Origin of the sequence: Paraclostridium sp., from assembly GCF_051657365.1 — a bacterium.
Taxonomy (GTDB): domain Bacteria; phylum Bacillota; class Clostridia; order Peptostreptococcales; family Peptostreptococcaceae; genus Paraclostridium.
In genome coordinates this window covers 1-20,122 of the sequence record NZ_JBOFKN010000090.1, presented here as the reverse complement: position 1 = coordinate 20,122, position 20,122 = coordinate 1, and the positions used below count along the sequence as shown (strand labels likewise).

Genomic DNA, 20,122 nt, shown 5'->3' with positions numbered 1-20,122 from the left:
TATTTATGGGATTGATTTTTTTATAGAATATAATAAAGATATGCAAAAAAGTAGGAATACTAAGTTTATCAAGAGTAAATTTTTATAAAATGTAATTAATACTTATACCTAGTATACTATATATGTATAATATGTAAAAAATAAAGACCATCAAAATTTGATGATCTTGTTTCATAGTATATAAATACTATAGATTATACAAGTCTTAATTGTTTAATAAACTTAAGAATCTATCTATTTCTTTTTCAGTAAATTATCTACCAAATCAATTATTAACTCTGAAGCTATTAAAAAATTTAACCTTGTTAATCTAATAGATAAAAAGATTACCTATATAACCTTATGAATATTTAGGTAATCTTTTTTATTATGTACACTTTTAATAGATTTATTTTAACAGTTTATATCTACTAGTTATATACTAAGAAGCTTTTCTTCTATATATTCATTAAATGGTTTACCTGCTATTGTTACTGGCCCTTCCCCAAATAAATCTACTGTAATATTAAAGAAATTGATTATTAATTTATTTTCATCTATATAATATTCATCCATATGTCCTGGAATAAATATTATTTCATATTCTTCCTTACTTAATTTATCTTCCATATAGTCTAAATTAAGCTGCTTTACTGGTGCTATCATCATATTTGTAAATTCCAAATCTTCAAGCATCCACATATTTTTATTCCAGTATCTACTTTCCTTTTTTGTTGGCTTATTTAGAAGCTCTCTGTTTGACATTGCGGAAAGTACCTTTCTTACAGATTCCTTTGTAAAGTCTTCATCATATAGATATTTCATATCCGTTTGATCCGATAGTCCTATAAAAAATGAATCTGCTATCTTTTCCTTTTGATGTACTGAATCCCAAATATAAAGCATCATTTCTAAGATTTCACTTTTAATTACAATTTTAGCCAAGTTAAATCCCCCTTTTTTCTTTAAATATTTTTTTATCTGAGAACTACTCTCAACTTAAATTAACCTTCTGTTTCCGTTCCCAGTAACCCTCCCTAATTGGCTTGTGAATAGAAGTAACTCTGTATATTTCATGCCTTAGTTTTCGCTCCACATACAGTTGACGATTGGTTAAATATTTTACAGTTTTGAAAGTTCTACTACATTAACAGTATATCACAAAATCAAGAATATTACCTCTTTCTATAATTTTCTAACCAATATTATACCATAATTTTACATTAAGTCTAAAAAATTAATAGCTTTATAGTTTCTATCAAAAACGAAATTATTAAATTATCTCTTACATATAAAAACTTTCTAGACCTATTATTCCAACCTACTAGTTCTTTTACTTCATCATTAATAAATACCTCTATAATCTTTTTATCTTTTACTCTTTCTAGTTTTATGCTCATAGCTAGATTTTTTTAATTATTTGTTCATCTATTAATTGCATAAAAAATACCTCCTATATTTGAAAAAGTAGAACATAGACGTTCTTCATCTTATCGAATATAAAAGGTATTCCAAAACCTATATTATTAAGTTTTAATCTATTAAATCTACAATTTTCAAATAATCATTAGCAATTACTTCTTTGCATTTCCATACATTTCTTTTAATTGCTTTTGTATTTCTTTATTATCTAAATACTCATCAAGAGTAGTTTTTCTATCCATTATTCCATTTGGAGTTATCTCTATTATTCTATTTGCAAGAGTTTGTATCATCTCTTGGTCATGAGAGTTAAATATTAATACTCCTGGGAATTTTTCTAAACCTTTATTTACAGAAGTTATAGATTCTAAGTCTAAGTGGTTAGTTGGGTCATCTAATACTAAAACGTTAGCGTTTGATAACATTAACTTAGATAACATACATCTAACTTTTTCTCCTCCAGATAAAACTTCAGCTTGTTTTAAAGCTTCTTCTCCAGAGAATAACATTCTACCTAAGAATCCTCTTATGAAACTTTCACTCTTTTCTTCAGAGTATTGTCTTAACCAGTCAACTAATGAGTAGTTTACACCATCAAAATATTGATTATGGTTCTTTGGAAGATAACTTTGAGAAGTAGTAACACCCCATTTAAATTCTCCACTATCTGCAGTATCTTCACCCATTAATATATTGAATAATGTAGTTATAGCTATTTCATCACCCATAAATGCAACTTTATCATCTCTATCTAATCTGAAAGATACATTATCAAGTATTTTAACTCCATCTATAGTTTTAGTTAAGTTGTTAACTTCTAATACTTCATTTCCTATTTCTCTTTCAGGAGTAAATCCAACATATGGATATCTTCTTCTTGATGGTTGTATATCTTCTAATTCTAATTTTTCTAATTGTTTCTTTCTAGAAGTTGCTTGTTTTGCTTTAGAAGCATTTGAACTGAATCTTGCGATGAACTCTTTTAATTGAGCTGCTTTTTCTTCAGTTTTCTTGTTTTGATCTTTAGCTAATTGTAATGCTAATTGACTTGACTCATACCAGAAGTCATAGTTACCAACATACATTTGTATTTTACCAAAGTCAACGTCAACTATGTTTGTACATATTTGGTTTAAGAAATGTCTATCATGTGATACGATTATAACTATAGAATCTTCTAAATCCATTATGAAATTATTTAACCAGTTTATTGATTGGAAGTCTAAGTGGTTAGTAGGCTCATCCATTACTAATATTTCAGGCTTACCGAATAAAGTTTTAGCAAGTAAAACTTTTACCTTTTCTCCCCCTGTTAATTCTTTCATTTGCTTATAGTGCATTTCTTTAGATATACCAAGACCCATTAAGACTTTCTCTGCATTAGTTTCAGCATCCCATCCGTCAAGTTCAGCAAACTCACCCTCAAGTTCAGCGGCTTTTATACCATCTTCTTCAGAAAAATCTTCTTTCATGTATAAAGCATCTTTTTCTTTCATTATAGAGTAAAGTCTTTCATGTCCCATTATAACAACATCTAAAACAGTATCTTCTTCATATTTGAAGTGGTCCTGTCTAAGAACTGACATTCTCTCTTTTTCAGTTATAGATACATTTCCAGTATTTGCTTCTATATCTCCAGCTAATATCTTAAGGAAAGTTGATTTCCCTGCTCCATTAGCACCTATTATCCCGTAACAATTTCCTTTAGTGAATTTTAAGTTAACATCTTTGAATAACTCTTTATCACCAAATCTAAGACCAATATTTGTAACTTGTAACATTCGCTTATTTCCTTTCCACTACTAAAATTTATAAAATTTTACAACTCTTCTAATGATATAACAAATTTGTAACTTAGTCAACTACTTAGCAAAATTACAAGCAGGGTAATTGCAAGTTTCACAGCTCATACAAAGACCTCCATGTCCATATCTTGCTATATCTCTTTTAGTTAATTTTTCATCTATTAATACTCTAGGAAGCACTACATCTAAGACAGTTATTTTAGAATACATAGCACACCCTGGTATTCCAAGTATAGCTACATCGTTTTTATAAGCTAATAAAAACATAGCCCCAGGAAGTATAGGTGATCCATAAGTAATAATGTCAGCTCCTGATTTTTTTATAGCTGCAGGAGTCAAATCATCTGGATCTACACTCATTCCCCCTGTACAAAGTATAATTTCAGCTCCTTGATCTAAAAAATCATCAATTGCTTCTTTTATCATATCTGTATTATCTGGACATATAATTTGACCTATTACTTCACATCCATATGTATTCATTTTTTCTTTCATAATCGGTCCAAATTTATCTACAATTCTTTTATGATATACTTCATTGCCTGTTGTTACTATTCCAACTTTCTTTTTCTTGAAAGGAACTATATTAATTATTTTTTCATTTCCTATAACAGACTTAGCTTGATCTAATTTTTCTTGTTCTACCATTAAAGGTATTACTCTAGTTCCCGCTACTTTCAGATCTTTTTTAACTACATAATTATTATGAAGTGTTGCCATCATTATATCGTCGATACAGTTTAGCTCAAATAATCTATCCACATCTACCTTAAGTAACCCATCTATATCCGCTATAAAATCTATTTTACCTTCTTTAATTTCACTAAATTTTAAGTTTTCTCCTGCTGTTATATCTTTTAAAAATATAGCCCCATCATTTTCGTGAACCATACCCTCAGCTTTTTCAAAAACATATAAATTATCTTTTCCTAATGATAGAAGCTTTTCTATATCTTCCACTTTTACTACATGTCCTTTTTTAAAAGCTCTACCTTTAAATTTCCCTGGTATTATTTGGGTTATATCATGGCATAGAATATGTCCTACAGAATCTATAGTTTTTATTTTTTTCATAAAATTTCTCCCCTATTTGTCATATTTATTAAATTTTCATAATCTATTTGTGTATCTACATCTAACAAAGTTTCTTTCTCTACATTTATATATTTTATATTATCATATTCATCTATTACTTTTTTACCCTTTTCATCATTTTTTAGCATCAACATCTTACTTTTTAAAAACGAAGGAAATATAACCGGACTTCCTTTTTGATTTTCGAAAGTAGGAATTATTATATTAGTTTTATCTTCTTTAAATTTCTTTATAAGATTGTCTATATCACCTTTATTTAATAATGGTTGATCTCCTACAAAGAACATATATCCATCACAGTTACCACTATTTATTATTCCTAATCTTATAGATTCACTTTGTCCCACGTGTGCTTTATTATTTAAAATATATTTAAAGTTTTCCTTATTATTTATATTTACAATTTCTTTATACTGAGTAACTATTATAACTTCATTAAAATTACACTGGCTCAAAACATTCAAAGTATTTTCTATTATTGTTTTTCCTCTATATTCCATTAGCAACTTATTTTCACCCATTCTAGTTGAAAATCCTGAAGCCATTACTATAGCATTTATCATATTTATCCTTTCATATAGTAGTTTCTCATTAAACTCCCATATATTATTTTTATACTATTATCATATTCATGTATAAGTTTTACAAGATCTAAGGCTAAAATTTCTCTATATCTATTATCTACTTTATTTATAAATAAAATTTTCTGTCCTACTGAATTTTTAAACAATCCATCATTATTCAAAACTATATTTTTAAGATTTTCTAAACTAACTTTATCATGGCACTCCCCACATATATCCAAAAACTTATCTAGCCTATGTATATTTTTTTCATTTATATCCATTTGATAAGCCGTTATGTCTAAAACACCTATATTTTTAGTAGTCTTAGGGTGAACTAATGGTTCATCGTCTTTCCATCCTTTTAACTTTTTTCTTTTCGATCCATCTCCTTCTATAAAGGTAATATCAAATTTCTCTAGTATATTATCAAGTTCATTAAACTTTAATCCTACGACTTTCTTATCTTTATCTATATATTTACCACAAAGAGTAATACCCTTATTATTAATAAGGGTATTACTCTTTTCGTCTAACATAATCACACTGCTATAATCACTGCTTTTAGGAAGATATATTTTTGTTGTTGTTGTTAATAAAACTTTATAATCACTAGAGAACTGTTTTGTTAAATAAGTTATTAAAGAGGTTTTTCCTCCTGCTCCAACAACCGTTATTACATCGTTTTTGTCTATATCTAGTAATTTTTTTAACATTTTCCCTCCTAAGTATTATATATTGTCTACTGCATTTTTAATTCTATTTAAAGCTTCTTTAACCGTATTTATAGAACAGCCTATATTCATTCTCATAAAACCACTGCCACCATTCCCAAAAGATGTTCCATTGCTTAAAGCTAATCCTGCTTTATCTATAAAGAATCTAGCTAACTCTTCATCTTCTAATCCAAGTTCTCTACAATCTAGCCACATTAAAAAAGTTCCTTCTTGTTTTATGGTTTTAATTTTAGGTATATTTTTACTTATATAATCAACTGCATAATTGTAGTTATTCTCTATATATTCAAGAAGTTTTGTAAGCCATAGTTCTCCCTGAGTATATGCAGCTTTTAAAGCTTCTGCTCCTAAGACATTAGGATCTGTTGAAAATATTTTTTTATATTCATTTCTTAATTTTTCATTAGTTATTATAGCATTAGAGGTATATAAACCTGCCAAGTTAAACGTTTTACTAGGTGCTGTTAAAGTTACTATATTATCTTTATAGTATGGAGTTACTTTACTTAAAGAACTATGTTCGTATCCTTTGAAAACTAAATCTGAGTGTATTTCATCACTTATTATAAAAACTTTATAGCTTTCGCATATTTCTACCATTCTTTCAAGCTCTTCTATTGTCCACACTCTCCCTACTGGATTGTGAGGATTACATAATATAAACACTTTAACCCCAGTTGATATTTGTCTTTCAAATTCATTAAAATCTATTCCATATTTACCATCGTTTATTACTAGCTCACTTTGAACTATATCACATTTATTTTCATTTAATACTCTAAAAAACGAATGGTATACAGGTGATTGGACTAGTACTTTATCATTTTCTTTTACAAGTATTTTAAGTAAAAAGTTTATAGCCGTTACAACCCCTGGTGTATAAACTATATCCTCTTTATTTATATTTAAACCATGTCTTTTTTCCATCCAATTTACTATAGCTTCATAATATCCGCTTACTGTATCATATCCGAGATTCCCTGTAGTTAGTTTGTTTTTCAATGCGTTTGTAATTTCATCACAAGTTTCAAAGTCCATATCCGCAATCCACATAGGAATTATATCATCTCTGTCAGTGTTGAAATTTTCTTTATATTTATCGTATTTAACGGCATTTGTATTTAGTCTATTTATACCTTTATCCAATTTTTCATTATACATATAACTTCCTCCCCCAAAAGTTTATTTTATATAATTTAAATTTTATCTTAATATTTAGAATTTATCAATCAAAACTTATCTATATACTTTCTTGTAATTATTTGTTTACATAAAAAAAAGCTTATACAATAGTATAAGCCTCTTGATTTATTTATTTAATTTTAAGTAAGCTTCTAAACCTTCTTTTAATATTTTAGCAGCTTTAGATAAGTCTTCTTTATTTAATATATAAGCAAGTCTTATTTCATCAACGCCAAGACCTTCTGTTTTATAGAATCCTTCTGCTGGACAAGGCATTACTGTTTCTCCATCTATTTCAAAATCGCTTAGCATCCACTTAACAAAATCATCAGCACTCTTAACTGGTAACTTAGCCACTATATAAAATGCACCTGTTGGTTTTTTACATATAACTCCAGGAACTTTTATAAGCTCATCATATAATACATCTCTTCTTTCTCTATACTCTTCATTTACTTCTGTTAAGTATGAGTTTGGAGTTTTATAAAGTTCTACTGCTCCAATTTGTTCTAATGTAGGAACTGATAGTCTAGCTTGACAAAGTTTTAATATTTCTCCCATAAATTCTTTATTCTTAGATGCTAAAGAACCTATTCTAGCTCCGCATGCACTGTATCTTTTTGATACACTATCTACTATTATAACTCTATCTTCAACTTCTTCTACATTTCCTAAACTAGTATATTCACCTTCGTAAACAAATTCTCTATAAACTTCATCAGCTATTATCCATAAATCATTTTCTTTAGCTATATCTGAAATCATTTTTATTTCTTCTTTAGTGTAAACTACCCCACTTGGATTTCCTGGATTTGAGAATAATATTGCACGAGTATTTGCATCTACTTTAGATACGATTTCCTCTTTACTTGGCAAATGGAATCCGTTTTCTGCAAGCGTAGTTATAGGTTTTATTTGAACTCCAACTGCATTTGCGAAACTGTTGTAGTTTGAGTAAAATGGCTCTGGAACTAATATGTTGTCACCTTCATTACATATAGCTATCATAGTAAAGAATAAAGCTTCACTACCACCATTTAATATTAATATATCTTCTATATCAAAGTTTATATCATATTCTCTGTAATACTTTTGTATAGCTTCTCTAAGTTCTGGTAACCCTTCTGATAATGCATATTCTAATACGTTTTCCTTATCATTAGCTATAGCTTTAAAAAAGTTTTCTGGAGTTTTTATATCTGGTTGTCCTATATTTAAATGATATACTTTTTTCCCTTGTTTTTTAGCTTGTGCTGCATAAGTTAATAACTCCATTATAGTTGAAGCTTCTACTGATTTTATTCTTGAAGAAAAGTTCATATCTTACCCACCTCTTGTCAAAATTATTTTTAGCTGTATTTCGTATACAATATTTCTTATTACCCATATTTTAGCACAATTAATCATTTTAGTTAAACGTTTTTTTATATGTATTAAAAAGTTATTATTTTCTGTATTTTGAGTAAATTTTTTAAAATATTGAAATTTGGTCAATCTAAGTATATATTATTTACATAAAGGTATGAAAACAATTACCTTGTTAATCAATAATTTTAGGAGGAAAGTTATGACAAACTTAGTTAATGCTCAATGGTTAAAAGAAAATTTACACAATAAAAATTTAGTTATAGTTGATTGTAGATTCGACTTAATGAATAAAGAATATGGTAAAGATAGCTACGATAAAAATCATATAGAAGATGCTGTTAGAGTTGATTTAGAAACTGAATTATCTAGTGAGGTTAAAACTCATGGTGGTAGACATCCACTTCCAAGTGTAGAAAGTTTAAAGTCTACATTTGAAAAATTAGGTATAAGTAATGATTCGGTAGTTGTTTGCTATGATGAAGGTGATTTAGCTGGTCCAGCAAGATTATGGTGGATATTAAAATATTTAGGACATGACCAAGTTTATATATTAGATGGTGGTATAAATGAATTCATAAATATAGGCGGAAATACTGATAATAAAGTTCCTAACGTTGCTATGGGCAAATTTGAAGTGAATATAAATGATTCTATGAGAGTTGACATGAATTATGTAAAAGAAAGATTATATAAAGATGATGTAGCTATAATCGATTCTAGAGAATATAAGAGATATTTAGGTGAATTCGAACCTGTAGATAAAAAAGCTGGTCATATACCTAGTGCTATGAATTATTTTTGGATGGATATCCTTAATAAAAAAGATAACGATATAAATTTAAAATCTGTAGATGAGTTAAAAGAACATTTTGCTAAATTAAATAAATATAACGAAGTTATAGTTTATTGTGGTTCTGGAGTAACAGCTTGCCCTAACAGTTTAGCTCTTAGCGAAATTGGTATAGCTCATAAAGTTTATAGCGGAAGCTTTAGCGACTGGGTTAGTTATGAAGACAACCAAGTTAATACTACTGAAATATAATGTTATACATAAAAATAAAGATTACCACATTTATGGTAATCTTTATTTTCTTTGAAGCCTTGAATAAACTCCATTCATATTTATTAATTCTTGATGAGTTCCTCTTTCTTCTATTCCATTTTCCGTTAATACGATTATTTCATCAGCATTTTGTATAGTTGATAATCTATGTGCTACTATTAAATTAGTTCTATCCTTACTTAGTTCTTCTAATGCCTTTTGGATTTCATATTCAGTAACATTATCAAGTGCTGATGTTGCTTCATCTAAAATCATTATTGGAGGATTTTTTAAAAATATTCTAGCTATAGATATTCTTTGCTTTTGTCCTCCTGAAAGTTTGACTCCCCTTTCACCTATGTAAGTGTCGTATCCTTTTGGTAAAGTCATTATAAAATCATGCATCTTAGCTTTCTTTGAAGCTTCTATAATTTCTTTATCGCTAGCCTTAGGGTTTCCTATAGTTATATTTTCTTTTATAGTTCCCGTAAATAAAAATACATCTTGTGCTACAACTCCAATATTTTTTCTTAATGATTTTAAGCTTACATCTTTTATACTTATTCCATCTATTTTTATATCCCCTTGAGTAAAATCAAAAAATCTAGGAATTAAATTACATAAAGTAGTTTTTCCTCCTCCAGATGGACCAACTAATGCTATAGTTTTTCCTGCATCAATTTTCAGACTTAAATTATTAAATACTTCATTATCATCTTCATAAGTAAAAGATACATTTTCTATATCTATATTACCAGCTACATTATTTAAATTCATAGCATTTTCAGCTTCTTTTTCAGTTTCTTCATTTATTATCTCAATATATCTTTCAAATCCAGTCATTCCATTTTGGTATTGTTCTGTAAAGTTTATTAGTTTTCTAATCGGTTGTATAAACATCTTTACATAAAGCAAGTAAGCTGCAAAATCACCCAATGTTATATAATCTAAATACATAAAATACCCAGCTGCTATTAATGCTATTAACTCTAATATATCAATAAATAAAAACATACCTGAAAAGTAATGAGCCATAACTTTATAGGCACGTTCTCTTGCCTTCTTAAATACACCATTGGATTTATTAAATTTATCAAACTCTTCTTTTTCTGTGCAAAATGATTTTGTAACTCTCATTCCTGCAATACTATTTTCAAGAGTTGCATTTATCTCACCAGTTTTAACTCTAGTTTCTTTAAAAGCTTTGTTCATTTGCTTTCTTTGAGATATTGCAAACCATAAAATAAATGGTAAAACAGAAAATATGATTAACGTCAATTCAACATTTATGTTTAAAAGTATACTAAATGATCCAACTAACATTACTATAGATATGAATAGGTCCTCTGGTCCATGGTGTGCAAGTTCTGAAACTTCCATTAAATCATTTATTATTCTAGACATTATTACTCCAGATTTATTGTTATTGTAATATGTGTTAGGTAGTTTTTGAAGGTGTGTAAATATATCTTTTCTCATATCAGCCTGCATTCTGACTCCAACCACATGACCCCAGTATTGCATGAAATAATTAAGTCCTGCCTTTACTATAAATATAATTACTAACACTACTGCAAATACAGCTAACATTCTTAAATTTTTATTAGGTACTATGTCATCCATTATACTTCTAGTTATCATAGGATATGCTAAGTCACATAATGCAACAGTAAAAGCAGCAAATAAATCTAATATAAACATTTTTTTATAAGGCTTATAATACTTTGTAAATTCTTTTAACATGTATCCCCCTCCTTTTGAAACTTAATATATAGTATATCACAGTTAAAACTTATCTAATTTCATTTTTTGAAATTTTTATTATTTTCTGTATTTTCATTCTTTAGACATACTTACCTCTGAAAAATTTAAATATATATAATCCGACTTAGTTATATTAAATAATTTTATATAATCATTTATTATTCTTTCTTGATTTTCATATGCTATTTCATTCATATTATATATATTCATCAACCAATTAAACATGCTTAACCTTTCTATATTGTAATTATGTCCATAGTGTTTTTTTAAACTATTCTTAAATTTTTTTACAACTTCACTTGTATAAACTTCTTTTGAAGTTTCTTTAAATACTGATGCACACCATTTTATTTTATTTTTATCTAATTTTATTTCATTGTTAACTATATTATATAAATAATCTAATTTTTCCTCGCTTATATTTCCATCTATATTAGAAATATGTGTTAGAATTTTTATAAAGTAGTATAATATGTCATTTATAGTTTCTTCGTCTCTATATATTTTTTCTTTATAAATTCTGTAGTTTTTTTTACACTCTTCGCATTCATGATATCCATTTTTTTCATTAACTTTATATTCGCAGTAAGGACAATTATATAAATTATCTATACTCTCATCTAATTTTTCTTTTTTTTGATTAATATTTGCTATATTATTTATATTAGTTATTATACTGTTGATAAACTTATTACTTTCCATAATATATCTCCTTTTAATTAGTTTTATCTTATATACTATTTAAAAATAATTAAAAATATTACATGTTGTCCATAAAAATTCACTTCGTTAGTTGATCAAAATCTTTTTTACGCTCAAAGCCAGTCCCTCCAAGTAAGCGTAAAAAAATAAGACGCTTAATAAACGTCTTATTTGAGTTAAATATTATTTTTAGCTAACTCTCTTTGTGCATCTTTTCTGTCCATATATTCATTTAGCTTTTTATCAGCTATATTTTTTATATCATCATGGCTCATATTGTCTTTTTTATTTTTTACAATGTCCATTCCTATTTCAAGCAATTCTTTGTCTGTGAATTTATTTTGTATATATTCCTCTATTCTGGGTATATCCTTATCTTCTATTTTTTCATAAACTTTAGTCATTGCTATCAAACTATTAACTAAATTAAAATCCGTTACGATACTTAGCTTGCTTAAATCTATATTTTTCATTAATATCCCCCCATATCCCCTGTATTACTATAATTATAGCATATATTTATGTGGTTATATAACTTACACTCTATAATTTTCATAATATTTTATATATTCTTCATAATACTTTGTGATAAAAAATTTATAGCAAAATCTACACACGCTCTTTGAGAAAACAATTTACAATTTGCATTTTCTATTATCGGAGCTCCTGCTATATATTTTTCTCTACAGTTACTTCTATATTCACTCAAATGAAAAGATGTATTATTTTCATAGTAAACACCTAATAATAATACATTAGCATCTAAATCGTACAGCCTAGCTATTGGTGAGTTTTCAGATAGTCCATATTCTAAACTATGATTATTAGTTATAAACTCTTTATCCTTACCATATACACTAAAAGATACTTGAGGATGATAACTTCTAATCACTCCTTCATAATTAACTAAAGTTTGTGCTATTATTCCCATATTTCTACATGGAGTTATTTTGTGATTAAAAGCTGGCATTTCATCTCTTATAATCTAATGCCATTTTTTAGGTATCTCTGGGTTACACCAATATGATGGCTCAGAGTAATCTCCACTATGACTTGGCATTACTATATTGCCACTATCAAAGTCATTCCCTTTTTTATACCTATATTTTCAAAGTCATTTAATAAACTTTTTGTAGTATTTATTTTTTCACTTGATTTAACTACTTCATATTAGCTACTCATACTATACCTCTTTTTATATTTTTAATTTTTTTATAAATTTCTATAGTTACTATTGTAAATCCTTTCTGTTTTTATTTTTATTTGTTATGTAACTTTTTTGAAACCAATATATTTAAAATTTATTATATCATGGTATTAAGTGTTTATTATTCAGGGGGTATTTGATGAATTGTCTAAGATGTAATACAGAACTTAAATTTTTAAAAGAGTATAGATTTGATACTCAAGATAATAACAGAGGATTGTTTAAAGCATTATTTGATGTTGAAGAACATCTAATGTTTGAAATACATGTGTGTCCTAACTGCAAACATACAGAATTTATATATACAGGGAATTCAACTTGGATTGATTTATAAAAAAAGTTAGGATAATTTATCCTAACTTTTTAAATTCATTATTTTTATTTATGCATACCTAAAAATACTTTTTCTGGTGTTATAGGAAGAGTGTTAACTCTAACTTTAGACGCATTATAAACAGCTTCTTGTATAGCAGGCAATGGCGTATTTATAACAACTTCACCTACTGACTTAGCTCCAAATGGACCTGTTGGTTCATGAGTTTCAACAAATTCTACAGTTACATTTCCAACATCACATCTAGCTGGTATTTTATATTGCATAAATGTATTAGTATCCATTTGACCATTTTCAGTATGTCTAACTTCTTCAAACATAGCCATACCTATACCTTGAACAATCCCACCTTCAACTTGTATTTTAGCTAATTTTTTATTTATAACCGTTCCACAATCTACAACTGCAACATAATCTATAACTTCATACTTACCAGTTTCTAGATCCATCTCAGTTTCAACAAATCCTGCTATAAATGGCGGTGGAGAAACGTCACTACCATGAGAAGCATATCCTACTAGTTGCTCTTTTTCTGGTCCTACTGTAAAATCAACAGCTATATCAAATACTGAAATTTTACTACATTCACTGTGAACATACTCTCCATCAAACTCAACATATTCTTTATCTATTTCAAGCCTATTAGCTCCAACTTCTATAATTTTATCACGAAGTATATTACAAGCTTTAACTACTGCCATACCTGTAACATAAGTTGTTGAGGATGCATAAGAACCTGGATCATAAGGAACTACATCTGTATCCGCTGATATTACATTTATTTTATCCATAGTAGTTTCAAGTATCTCACAAGCCATTTGAGATAGTATAGTATCACTTCCTGTACCCATATCAGTTGATCCTATTAATAAAGTATAATTACCATCATCATTTAATCTTATTTCCGCACTAGACGTATCTATACCAGCTATCCCTGAACCTTGCATAGTAAGACCCATACCTACACTTCTTATTTTTCCATTTTCCATTTTCTTAGATGGGTATTTTTCATCCCAATTTATTAGTTCTTTTCCTTTGTTTATACAATTTTCTAAATCTACACTATTTAAAGTCTTATTATAAGCAAAACTAGTTTCCCCTTCTTTAACAATATTTTTAAGTCTTATTTCAGTAGGGTCCATATTTAACTTATGAGCTACCATATTTATAGTAGATTCTACTGCAAAACACCCTTGAGTTGCTCCATAGCCCCTAAGCGCTCCAGCTGGCATTTTATTAGTGTAAACTACATTTCCTTTAAATCTAGATGCCGTTAACTTGTTATACATTGGCATAGTTTTTTCTCCAACTAATCCAAAAGTTGTTGATGCATGTTCTCCATATGCTCCTGTATCCGAAAGTGCATCTATATCTATAACTTTTATTGTTCCGTCATTATTAGCACCAATTCTTACATTTAACTTCATTGCATGTCTACTTGTAGAACAGTTAAACGTCTCTTTTCTATCATATATTATTTTTGCAGGTTTACCAGTTTTTAAAGTTACAATAGCTGAAAATATTTCAACACATGCTGTTTGTTTTCCCCCAAAACCTCCTCCTATTCTAGGTTTTACAACTCTTATTTTACTTGATGGTATATTTAATGCCCTAGATAAATGTCTTCTTACATGGAAAGGTATTTGAGTTGAACTAACCACTACTAATCTTCCATTATGATCTAGGTAATTATATGATCTATATGTTTCCATCATAGCATGTGCTTGAGCTTGAGTATAATAAGTATCTTCTATTACAATGTCGCATTTTTCTAGTTCTTCTTCTATATTCCCTTTTTCATAAAAATGTTTTGACACTATATTTCTTTCTCTTTCCATTCCTATATCAAAGTTGCAATGTAAGTTTTCTTCATGAATTATTACTTCACTATCTATAGCTTCTTCCATATCAACTACAGGTTTTAAAACTTCATATTCAACCTTTATCATTTTCATAGCTTTAACTGCAGTTTTTTCGTCCACTGCAGCTACTATAGCTACTTCATCTCCAACATACCTAACAGTATCTTCAAGTATTAACCTGTCATATGGCGATGGCTCTGGATATGATTGACCCGCTAATGTAAATCTAGCATTTGGGACATCTTTATATGTTAATATACATTCAACCCCATCAATATTTAAGGCTCTTGAAGTATCTATATTCTTTATTTTTGCATAAGCATGTGGACTTCTTAGTATTTTAACAACTAATGCATCTTTAGCTGCTAAATCATCAGTGTATACTGGCTTACCTGTAGCTATAGCCATTCCATCTATTTTCTGTATACCTTTCCCAACTACTTTCATTTACTTTACCCCCAGATAAGTTTTGATTGCTCTTAATTGTCCCATGTATCCTGTACATCTACATAGATTTCCAGTTAAGTAATGTATTATTTCTTCTTCCGTGGGATTATTAAGTTCTTCTTTCATAGCTAAAACTGTTAATATAAATCCTGGTGAGCAAAAACCACATTGTTCAGCGCCTTCACTAACTAAAACTTTAGCAAATTCAGTCGATTCTTTTTCTAATCCCTCTATAGTTGTTATTTCTTTATTTAAAGCTCTAACTGTTAATGTTGCGCATGATAAAGTTGGTTTTTTATCTATCCAAACAGAGCAAAGCCCACAACACCCTGTATCACAGCCTCTTTTCACACTTAAGTTACCTAGTTTTCTTAAACTATCTACTAGATATTCCTCTGGCTCTATATCTAACTTTCTAAGTTTTCCATTTACCTTAAGTTCTACTAACATTTTGTAACCTCCATTATAGCCCTTTTAACTAACACTCTACTTATTTGTGTTCTATATTCTTTAGATGCTCTCATATTAGATCCAAAACTAATTTCGCTGATCATCATATCTAATGCTTTTTCTATGTTTGCTTCATTTAATTCATTATTTGATAAAAATTCACTAGTTTTACTAGCAACTATCGCTCTTTGAGGTCTTGCTCCCAAACACACCTTAAAATGATTATCTAAGTTAGATACAGCTACATTTAATATTGGATAATCACTTTTAGCATTTCTCATAGACTTATATACTGCATTTTTTTTATTTTTTCTTATATATATTTTAGTTAGTATATCTCTTTCAAATTTTCTATTTAAAAAGTCATCTAAACTCATTTTTCCACCATTGTATAACTCAACATATGTATCTAAACTAAGTAGAGCAACTGTTAAATCTGAAAATCCATATTTTGAAAATATACTTCCACCTACTGTTACAACATTTCTAAATTGAATACCTATTATATCTTTAACTGAATTTTTAATTATTCCATTAAATTGTTCATTTATTATAGAGCTAGTTTCTAAACTTCTAAGCGTAGTCATAGCCCCTATTTCTATAAATTCATCGTTTTCTTTTATGTAATCTAATCCCAAGTTTGAAAGTTCAATTCCAGTTCCTATTCTTTTCTTCCCCATTCTTAGAAAAGCTGTACCTCCAAGAATTTGATTATTCTTTCTTTTAACTAATATAGAGTATGCTTCTTCTAATGTATTTGGTTGTACTATGTCAGCAAGTGTAAACATACTTTTCCTCCCTCTTCTTATATATCTTATTTTTATTCATATATAATTCATCATAAATTATATCATATTTAATAATTGTCCTTATAATATTTTTCATTTATAATTTAAATAAAAGCATCTTTTTATGTTTTCAGATGCTTTTATTCTTAGTTTTTTATAACTATTTATAGTATTTGATTATCTTCACTTTCTAATAAATCTAATTTACCTGCAATATATTTCGTAGTGCTTCCTTGTATTATCAATGTCATTAATATAGTCATAAACACAATTGATGATATTATTTCATACCCAGGTATTTTCATAGTTGATATTATTCCACAAAGTGCCGCAGGAATAACTCCAGTTTCTCTAACCCACATCATAAATAAAATTTCATTTTTGCTCCATTTAGCTTTTTTATCAAATATACAACAAATTATAATACTTATAGGTCTAGCTATAAACATAAGTCCTATAACTGATATTATAGATGGCGTAAAATATTTAATTAATATTTGTAAATCAACTTGACTACCTAATATTATAAAAATCATCATTCTACAAATTGTACCTAATGTTTCAGCAACGTTTAAATCTGCATTATAAGATTTCTGAGTTAACCAAATTTTAAAATTCTTTTTATTTCCATTTATAATTCCTACTATAAAACAAGCCATGTATCCACTTCCACCTAATTTAGTAGCTAATTCATATGCTATTATTACAGATATTATGGATATTATAGGTGCAAAATCTTTAAATATTCCATAAGGTTTATCATTTATTAATTTTAATAATAAAATTCCAGTTATTATCCCAACTACAGTTCCTACAATAACCATAGTCCCTAAGTCATATAAATTTTCTTTTATCGAAAACGTACCCGATAGTATTATAGCTAAAACAACTGATGTTAATATAGCTCCAGTTGCATCATTGAATGCCGATTCACTTATTACCGTTTGTTTAACTTTATCTCTAATTTTGACACTATTAAAAATTGGAACTAACGTAGCTGGATCAGTTGACGCAATTATAGCTCCTGCTAATAAAGCCGTCATTGAACTAACTCCAAATGTAGAGCCTATTATTGCTTTCATTATTATCGCAGATATTATAACTCCAAACGTTGATAATAATAAAACAGTAATTTTAACATTTTTTAATACTTTTAAGCTTATCTCTTTTCCTCCTAGATATAATATAAAAGCTGATCCAAATGTAAGTATCAACTGATTCTCTATTTGATATGAGCTTATATCAATAAACTTAAAAACTGATGGACCTATAAATATACCTGCAATAAGAAATAAAACTACATCAGGTATATTTATTTTTTCACTTAATTTACTACATACTATTCCCGTCATAGCTACAATCGCAAATATTACTAGTAAATTATTGCTAGCTATAGTATGAATAGATGTTTCCATAAAAAATCCCCCCTAAAATTCATTTTTACTTAAATATATGAATTAAATTTTAGGAGGTTCATTTTATTTTATGAAACTTGAGTGTTAGTATTTCTAACTTCTACTTTTTCTTTGGGTAAAACTATATTTAAAACTATAGCAATAATAGCTACTACTACAAGCCCCGAGTCTCCAAAAACAAGTTGTATAGGTCCTGGCATTTGTGATAATACTCCTGGTACTAAAGTTAAACCAACTCCAAGCCCTAAAGCTACAGCAACTATAGTACTATTTCTATTGTTTAAAGGTTCAGATGTTATAAGTTTTATACCACTTACAGCTATCATTGCAAACATCATTACACTTGCACCACCTAATACACTCGATGGCATTAAAGATATAATAGCTCCAAATTTAGGAAAAACTGCTGCCATTATTAAGAAACCAGCACCTATTGCTACTACATGTCTATTTATAACCTTAGTCATTGCTATAAGCCCTACATTTTGTCCAAATGATGTTGTTGGCATAGAGTTAAATAAAGCTGCTATCATACTTCCAAATCCATCAGCCATAACTCCACCTGATATCTCTTCATCTTTAGCATCACGATTCATACCTGAATGTGTTATAGCCGTTATATCACCTACTGTTTCAACGCCTGATACTATAAACATACACACGAATGCAAATATAGCATCTATGTGAAATTCAAATCCAAATTGTAATGGCATAGGTACAGATATTAAAGCCATCTGAGAAATTTGAGAAAAATCTATTTTCCCCATGGGTATTGCTACTATATATCCAACTATAAGTCCTATTAATATTGATGCAATACTAGTTATTCCTTTTGTGTATTGTTTAAAAAATAATACAGTTATTAAAACTATACTTCCTAATAACAGGTTTGACATTGATCCAAAATCACTTGCTCCTACTCCACCTGCAAAATAGTTTATTCCTGTAGGTAATAGTGATATTCCTATCGCTAAAACTACAGTACCTGTTACAACTGGTGGGAAAAACCTTCTTATTTTTCTAACATACGTTCCAAATAATATTTCTATTATACTACCTACTAAGCAAGCCCCTAGTATTCCTTCATATCCATACTTGCTCCCCACAGAAACTGCAACTGATACAAATCCAAAGCTCGTTCCCATAACAATCGGAAGTTTAGCTCCAAATGGTCCAAGTCTATAACATTGTATTAATGTAACAAGTCCAGAAACTAACATAGCACATTGAACCAGCATTGTTTTATCTTCTAAGCTAAGACCTAACGCTCCAGAAATTATTATCAAAGGTGTTACATTTCCAACAAACATGGCAAGCACATGTTGTAAACCAAGAGGTATTGCTTCCTTTAACTTTGGTCTTCCATCAAGTTGATAGATAACTGAATTTTCCATAAATTAGTCTTCTCCCTCGTTTTTTCGAATATTATATCAAATAATTTTTTCAATATTCGTATTTATAAGTTAATTATAACAGTTCTTAAATTTAATTCAACATAAAACACGAATTTTTTTGTTCTTTCATTAAATATAGTACGCATTTTCAAAAAAGCTCTTGTATTATCAAAATACAAGAGCTTTTTTTATTTTTTATTATTTATATTAAGTTTTAAATTTTTTTCAGATTCATTTTTTATATTATTTTTATTTATTATATCATTTACAGACGAGCTACTACTTAAAATATCCTTTGTGTATTGTAAAGCATTTTCATATTGTCCTTTTTTAAATCTATTTTGTGTCATATGCTTCACTCCTTAATTTTTTAGCATGGAGGAAAATAATTTTTATTTGATAATCTATTTCCCAATATATCAGCTATTTTTTTATTTTGAGATATTTCATTTGCTATTTCTTCTTTATTTTGATTTTCTTTTAACAACTTTTTTACTTCTTTATTATTATCCAACTCTTATTTTTTTATATTTTCAGCTTTTTTATTATTCATATAATTACCTTCC

Annotated in this window: 21 protein-coding genes; 2 read left to right on the top strand and 19 right to left on the bottom strand. The window is 28.1% G+C overall.

Going from position 1 to position 20,122, the window contains the following annotated elements; all coding sequences use genetic code 11:
- Window positions 1-414: 414 nt before the first annotated feature.
- The 8 genes from ACRCYC_RS06425 to ACRCYC_RS06390 all read right to left on the bottom strand — a co-directional run bounded on the left by ACRCYC_RS06425 (window position 415) and on the right by ACRCYC_RS06390 (window position 8,103).
- On the bottom strand, window positions 415-924 hold the full coding sequence (locus tag ACRCYC_RS06425; protein WP_438618290.1) for a TDE2712 family protein: 510 nt from the start codon (window positions 922-924) through the stop codon (window positions 415-417).
- Between the two features lie 284 nt (window positions 925-1,208).
- Complete coding sequence (locus tag ACRCYC_RS06420; protein WP_438618289.1) at window positions 1,209-1,379, bottom strand: hypothetical protein; 171 nt, start codon at window positions 1,377-1,379, stop codon at window positions 1,209-1,211.
- Window positions 1,380-1,553: 174 nt separating this feature from the next.
- The gene (locus ACRCYC_RS06415) at window positions 1,554-3,182 is read right to left on the bottom strand and encodes an ABC-F family ATP-binding cassette domain-containing protein (RefSeq protein WP_438618288.1); all 1,629 of its coding nucleotides are present in this window, start codon (window positions 3,180-3,182) and stop codon (window positions 1,554-1,556) included.
- An 81-nt stretch (window positions 3,183-3,263) separates the two neighbouring features.
- A complete protein-coding gene (locus ACRCYC_RS06410) occupies window positions 3,264-4,280 on the bottom strand; it encodes a molybdopterin-binding protein (RefSeq protein WP_438618287.1) in 1,017 nt (338 codons plus the stop codon).
- The gene (mocA, locus tag ACRCYC_RS06405; protein ID WP_438618286.1) at window positions 4,277-4,864 is read right to left on the bottom strand and encodes a molybdenum cofactor cytidylyltransferase; all 588 of its coding nucleotides are present in this window, start codon (window positions 4,862-4,864) and stop codon (window positions 4,277-4,279) included. The genes ACRCYC_RS06410 and mocA overlap by 4 nt, the downstream gene beginning before the upstream one ends.
- A gap of 2 nt (window positions 4,865-4,866) precedes the next feature.
- Entirely contained in the window at window positions 4,867-5,580 is a 714-nt protein-coding gene (gene yqeC / locus ACRCYC_RS06400) for a selenium cofactor biosynthesis protein YqeC (RefSeq protein WP_438618285.1), read from the bottom strand.
- Between the two features lie 15 nt (window positions 5,581-5,595).
- Window positions 5,596-6,762 (bottom strand): MalY/PatB family protein, encoded by a 1,167-nt coding sequence (locus ACRCYC_RS06395; RefSeq protein WP_438618284.1) that lies wholly within the window; start codon window positions 6,760-6,762, stop codon window positions 5,596-5,598.
- A gap of 147 nt (window positions 6,763-6,909) precedes the next feature.
- On the bottom strand, window positions 6,910-8,103 hold the full coding sequence (locus tag ACRCYC_RS06390) for a pyridoxal phosphate-dependent aminotransferase (RefSeq protein ID WP_438618283.1): 1,194 nt from the start codon (window positions 8,101-8,103) through the stop codon (window positions 6,910-6,912).
- 247 nt (window positions 8,104-8,350) lie between these two features.
- Between ACRCYC_RS06390 and ACRCYC_RS06385 the strand changes: the two genes are divergently transcribed.
- A complete protein-coding gene (locus ACRCYC_RS06385) occupies window positions 8,351-9,193 on the top strand; it encodes a sulfurtransferase (RefSeq protein ID WP_438618282.1) in 843 nt (280 codons plus the stop codon).
- A gap of 42 nt (window positions 9,194-9,235) precedes the next feature.
- Here the strand turns inward: ACRCYC_RS06385 and ACRCYC_RS06380 are convergent, their stop codons facing one another.
- The 4 genes from ACRCYC_RS06380 to ACRCYC_RS06365 form a co-directional block, all read right to left on the bottom strand.
- Window positions 9,236-10,936 carry an ABC transporter ATP-binding protein gene (locus tag ACRCYC_RS06380; RefSeq protein WP_438618281.1) on the bottom strand — a complete coding sequence of 567 codons (1,701 nt, stop codon included), beginning with the start codon at window positions 10,934-10,936 and terminating at the stop codon, window positions 9,236-9,238.
- A 93-nt stretch (window positions 10,937-11,029) separates the two neighbouring features.
- Window positions 11,030-11,659, bottom strand: a complete 630-nt coding sequence (locus ACRCYC_RS06375) for a hypothetical protein (RefSeq protein ID WP_438618280.1) — start codon at window positions 11,657-11,659, stop codon at window positions 11,030-11,032.
- Window positions 11,660-11,835: 176 nt separating this feature from the next.
- Entirely contained in the window at window positions 11,836-12,132 is a 297-nt protein-coding gene (locus tag ACRCYC_RS06370; protein WP_438618279.1) for a hypothetical protein, read from the bottom strand.
- 89 nt (window positions 12,133-12,221) lie between these two features.
- Window positions 12,222-12,629, bottom strand: coding sequence for an AAC(3) family N-acetyltransferase (locus ACRCYC_RS06365; RefSeq protein ID WP_438618278.1), 408 nt, complete (start codon window positions 12,627-12,629; stop codon window positions 12,222-12,224).
- A gap of 376 nt (window positions 12,630-13,005) precedes the next feature.
- On the opposite strand from ACRCYC_RS06365, the gene ACRCYC_RS06360 reads away from it, so the two are divergent.
- Window positions 13,006-13,200: a hypothetical protein gene (locus ACRCYC_RS06360; protein WP_438618277.1), complete on the top strand. Its 195-nt coding sequence runs from the start codon at window positions 13,006-13,008 to the stop codon at window positions 13,198-13,200.
- A gap of 44 nt (window positions 13,201-13,244) precedes the next feature.
- On the opposite strand, the gene ACRCYC_RS06355 is transcribed toward ACRCYC_RS06360, so the two are convergent.
- The 7 genes from ACRCYC_RS06355 to ACRCYC_RS06325 form a co-directional block, all read right to left on the bottom strand.
- Window positions 13,245-15,509: a xanthine dehydrogenase family protein molybdopterin-binding subunit gene (locus ACRCYC_RS06355; RefSeq protein WP_438618276.1), complete on the bottom strand. Its 2,265-nt coding sequence runs from the start codon at window positions 15,507-15,509 to the stop codon at window positions 13,245-13,247.
- On the bottom strand, window positions 15,510-15,959 hold the full coding sequence (locus ACRCYC_RS06350) for a (2Fe-2S)-binding protein (protein WP_438618275.1): 450 nt from the start codon (window positions 15,957-15,959) through the stop codon (window positions 15,510-15,512).
- Window positions 15,953-16,747 (bottom strand): FAD binding domain-containing protein, encoded by a 795-nt coding sequence (locus ACRCYC_RS06345; RefSeq protein WP_438618274.1) that lies wholly within the window; start codon window positions 16,745-16,747, stop codon window positions 15,953-15,955. The genes ACRCYC_RS06350 and ACRCYC_RS06345 overlap by 7 nt, the downstream gene beginning before the upstream one ends.
- A gap of 164 nt (window positions 16,748-16,911) precedes the next feature.
- Entirely contained in the window at window positions 16,912-18,162 is a 1,251-nt protein-coding gene (locus tag ACRCYC_RS06340) for a cation:proton antiporter (RefSeq protein WP_438618273.1), read from the bottom strand.
- Between the two features lie 68 nt (window positions 18,163-18,230).
- Window positions 18,231-19,556, bottom strand: a complete 1,326-nt coding sequence (locus tag ACRCYC_RS06335; protein ID WP_438618272.1) for a uracil-xanthine permease family protein — start codon at window positions 19,554-19,556, stop codon at window positions 18,231-18,233.
- A gap of 188 nt (window positions 19,557-19,744) precedes the next feature.
- Window positions 19,745-19,906 (bottom strand): hypothetical protein, encoded by a 162-nt coding sequence (locus ACRCYC_RS06330; protein WP_438618271.1) that lies wholly within the window; start codon window positions 19,904-19,906, stop codon window positions 19,745-19,747.
- A 20-nt stretch (window positions 19,907-19,926) separates the two neighbouring features.
- Window positions 19,927-20,070: a hypothetical protein gene (locus ACRCYC_RS06325; RefSeq protein ID WP_438618270.1), complete on the bottom strand. Its 144-nt coding sequence runs from the start codon at window positions 20,068-20,070 to the stop codon at window positions 19,927-19,929.
- Between the last annotated feature and the right edge of the window lie 52 nt (window positions 20,071-20,122).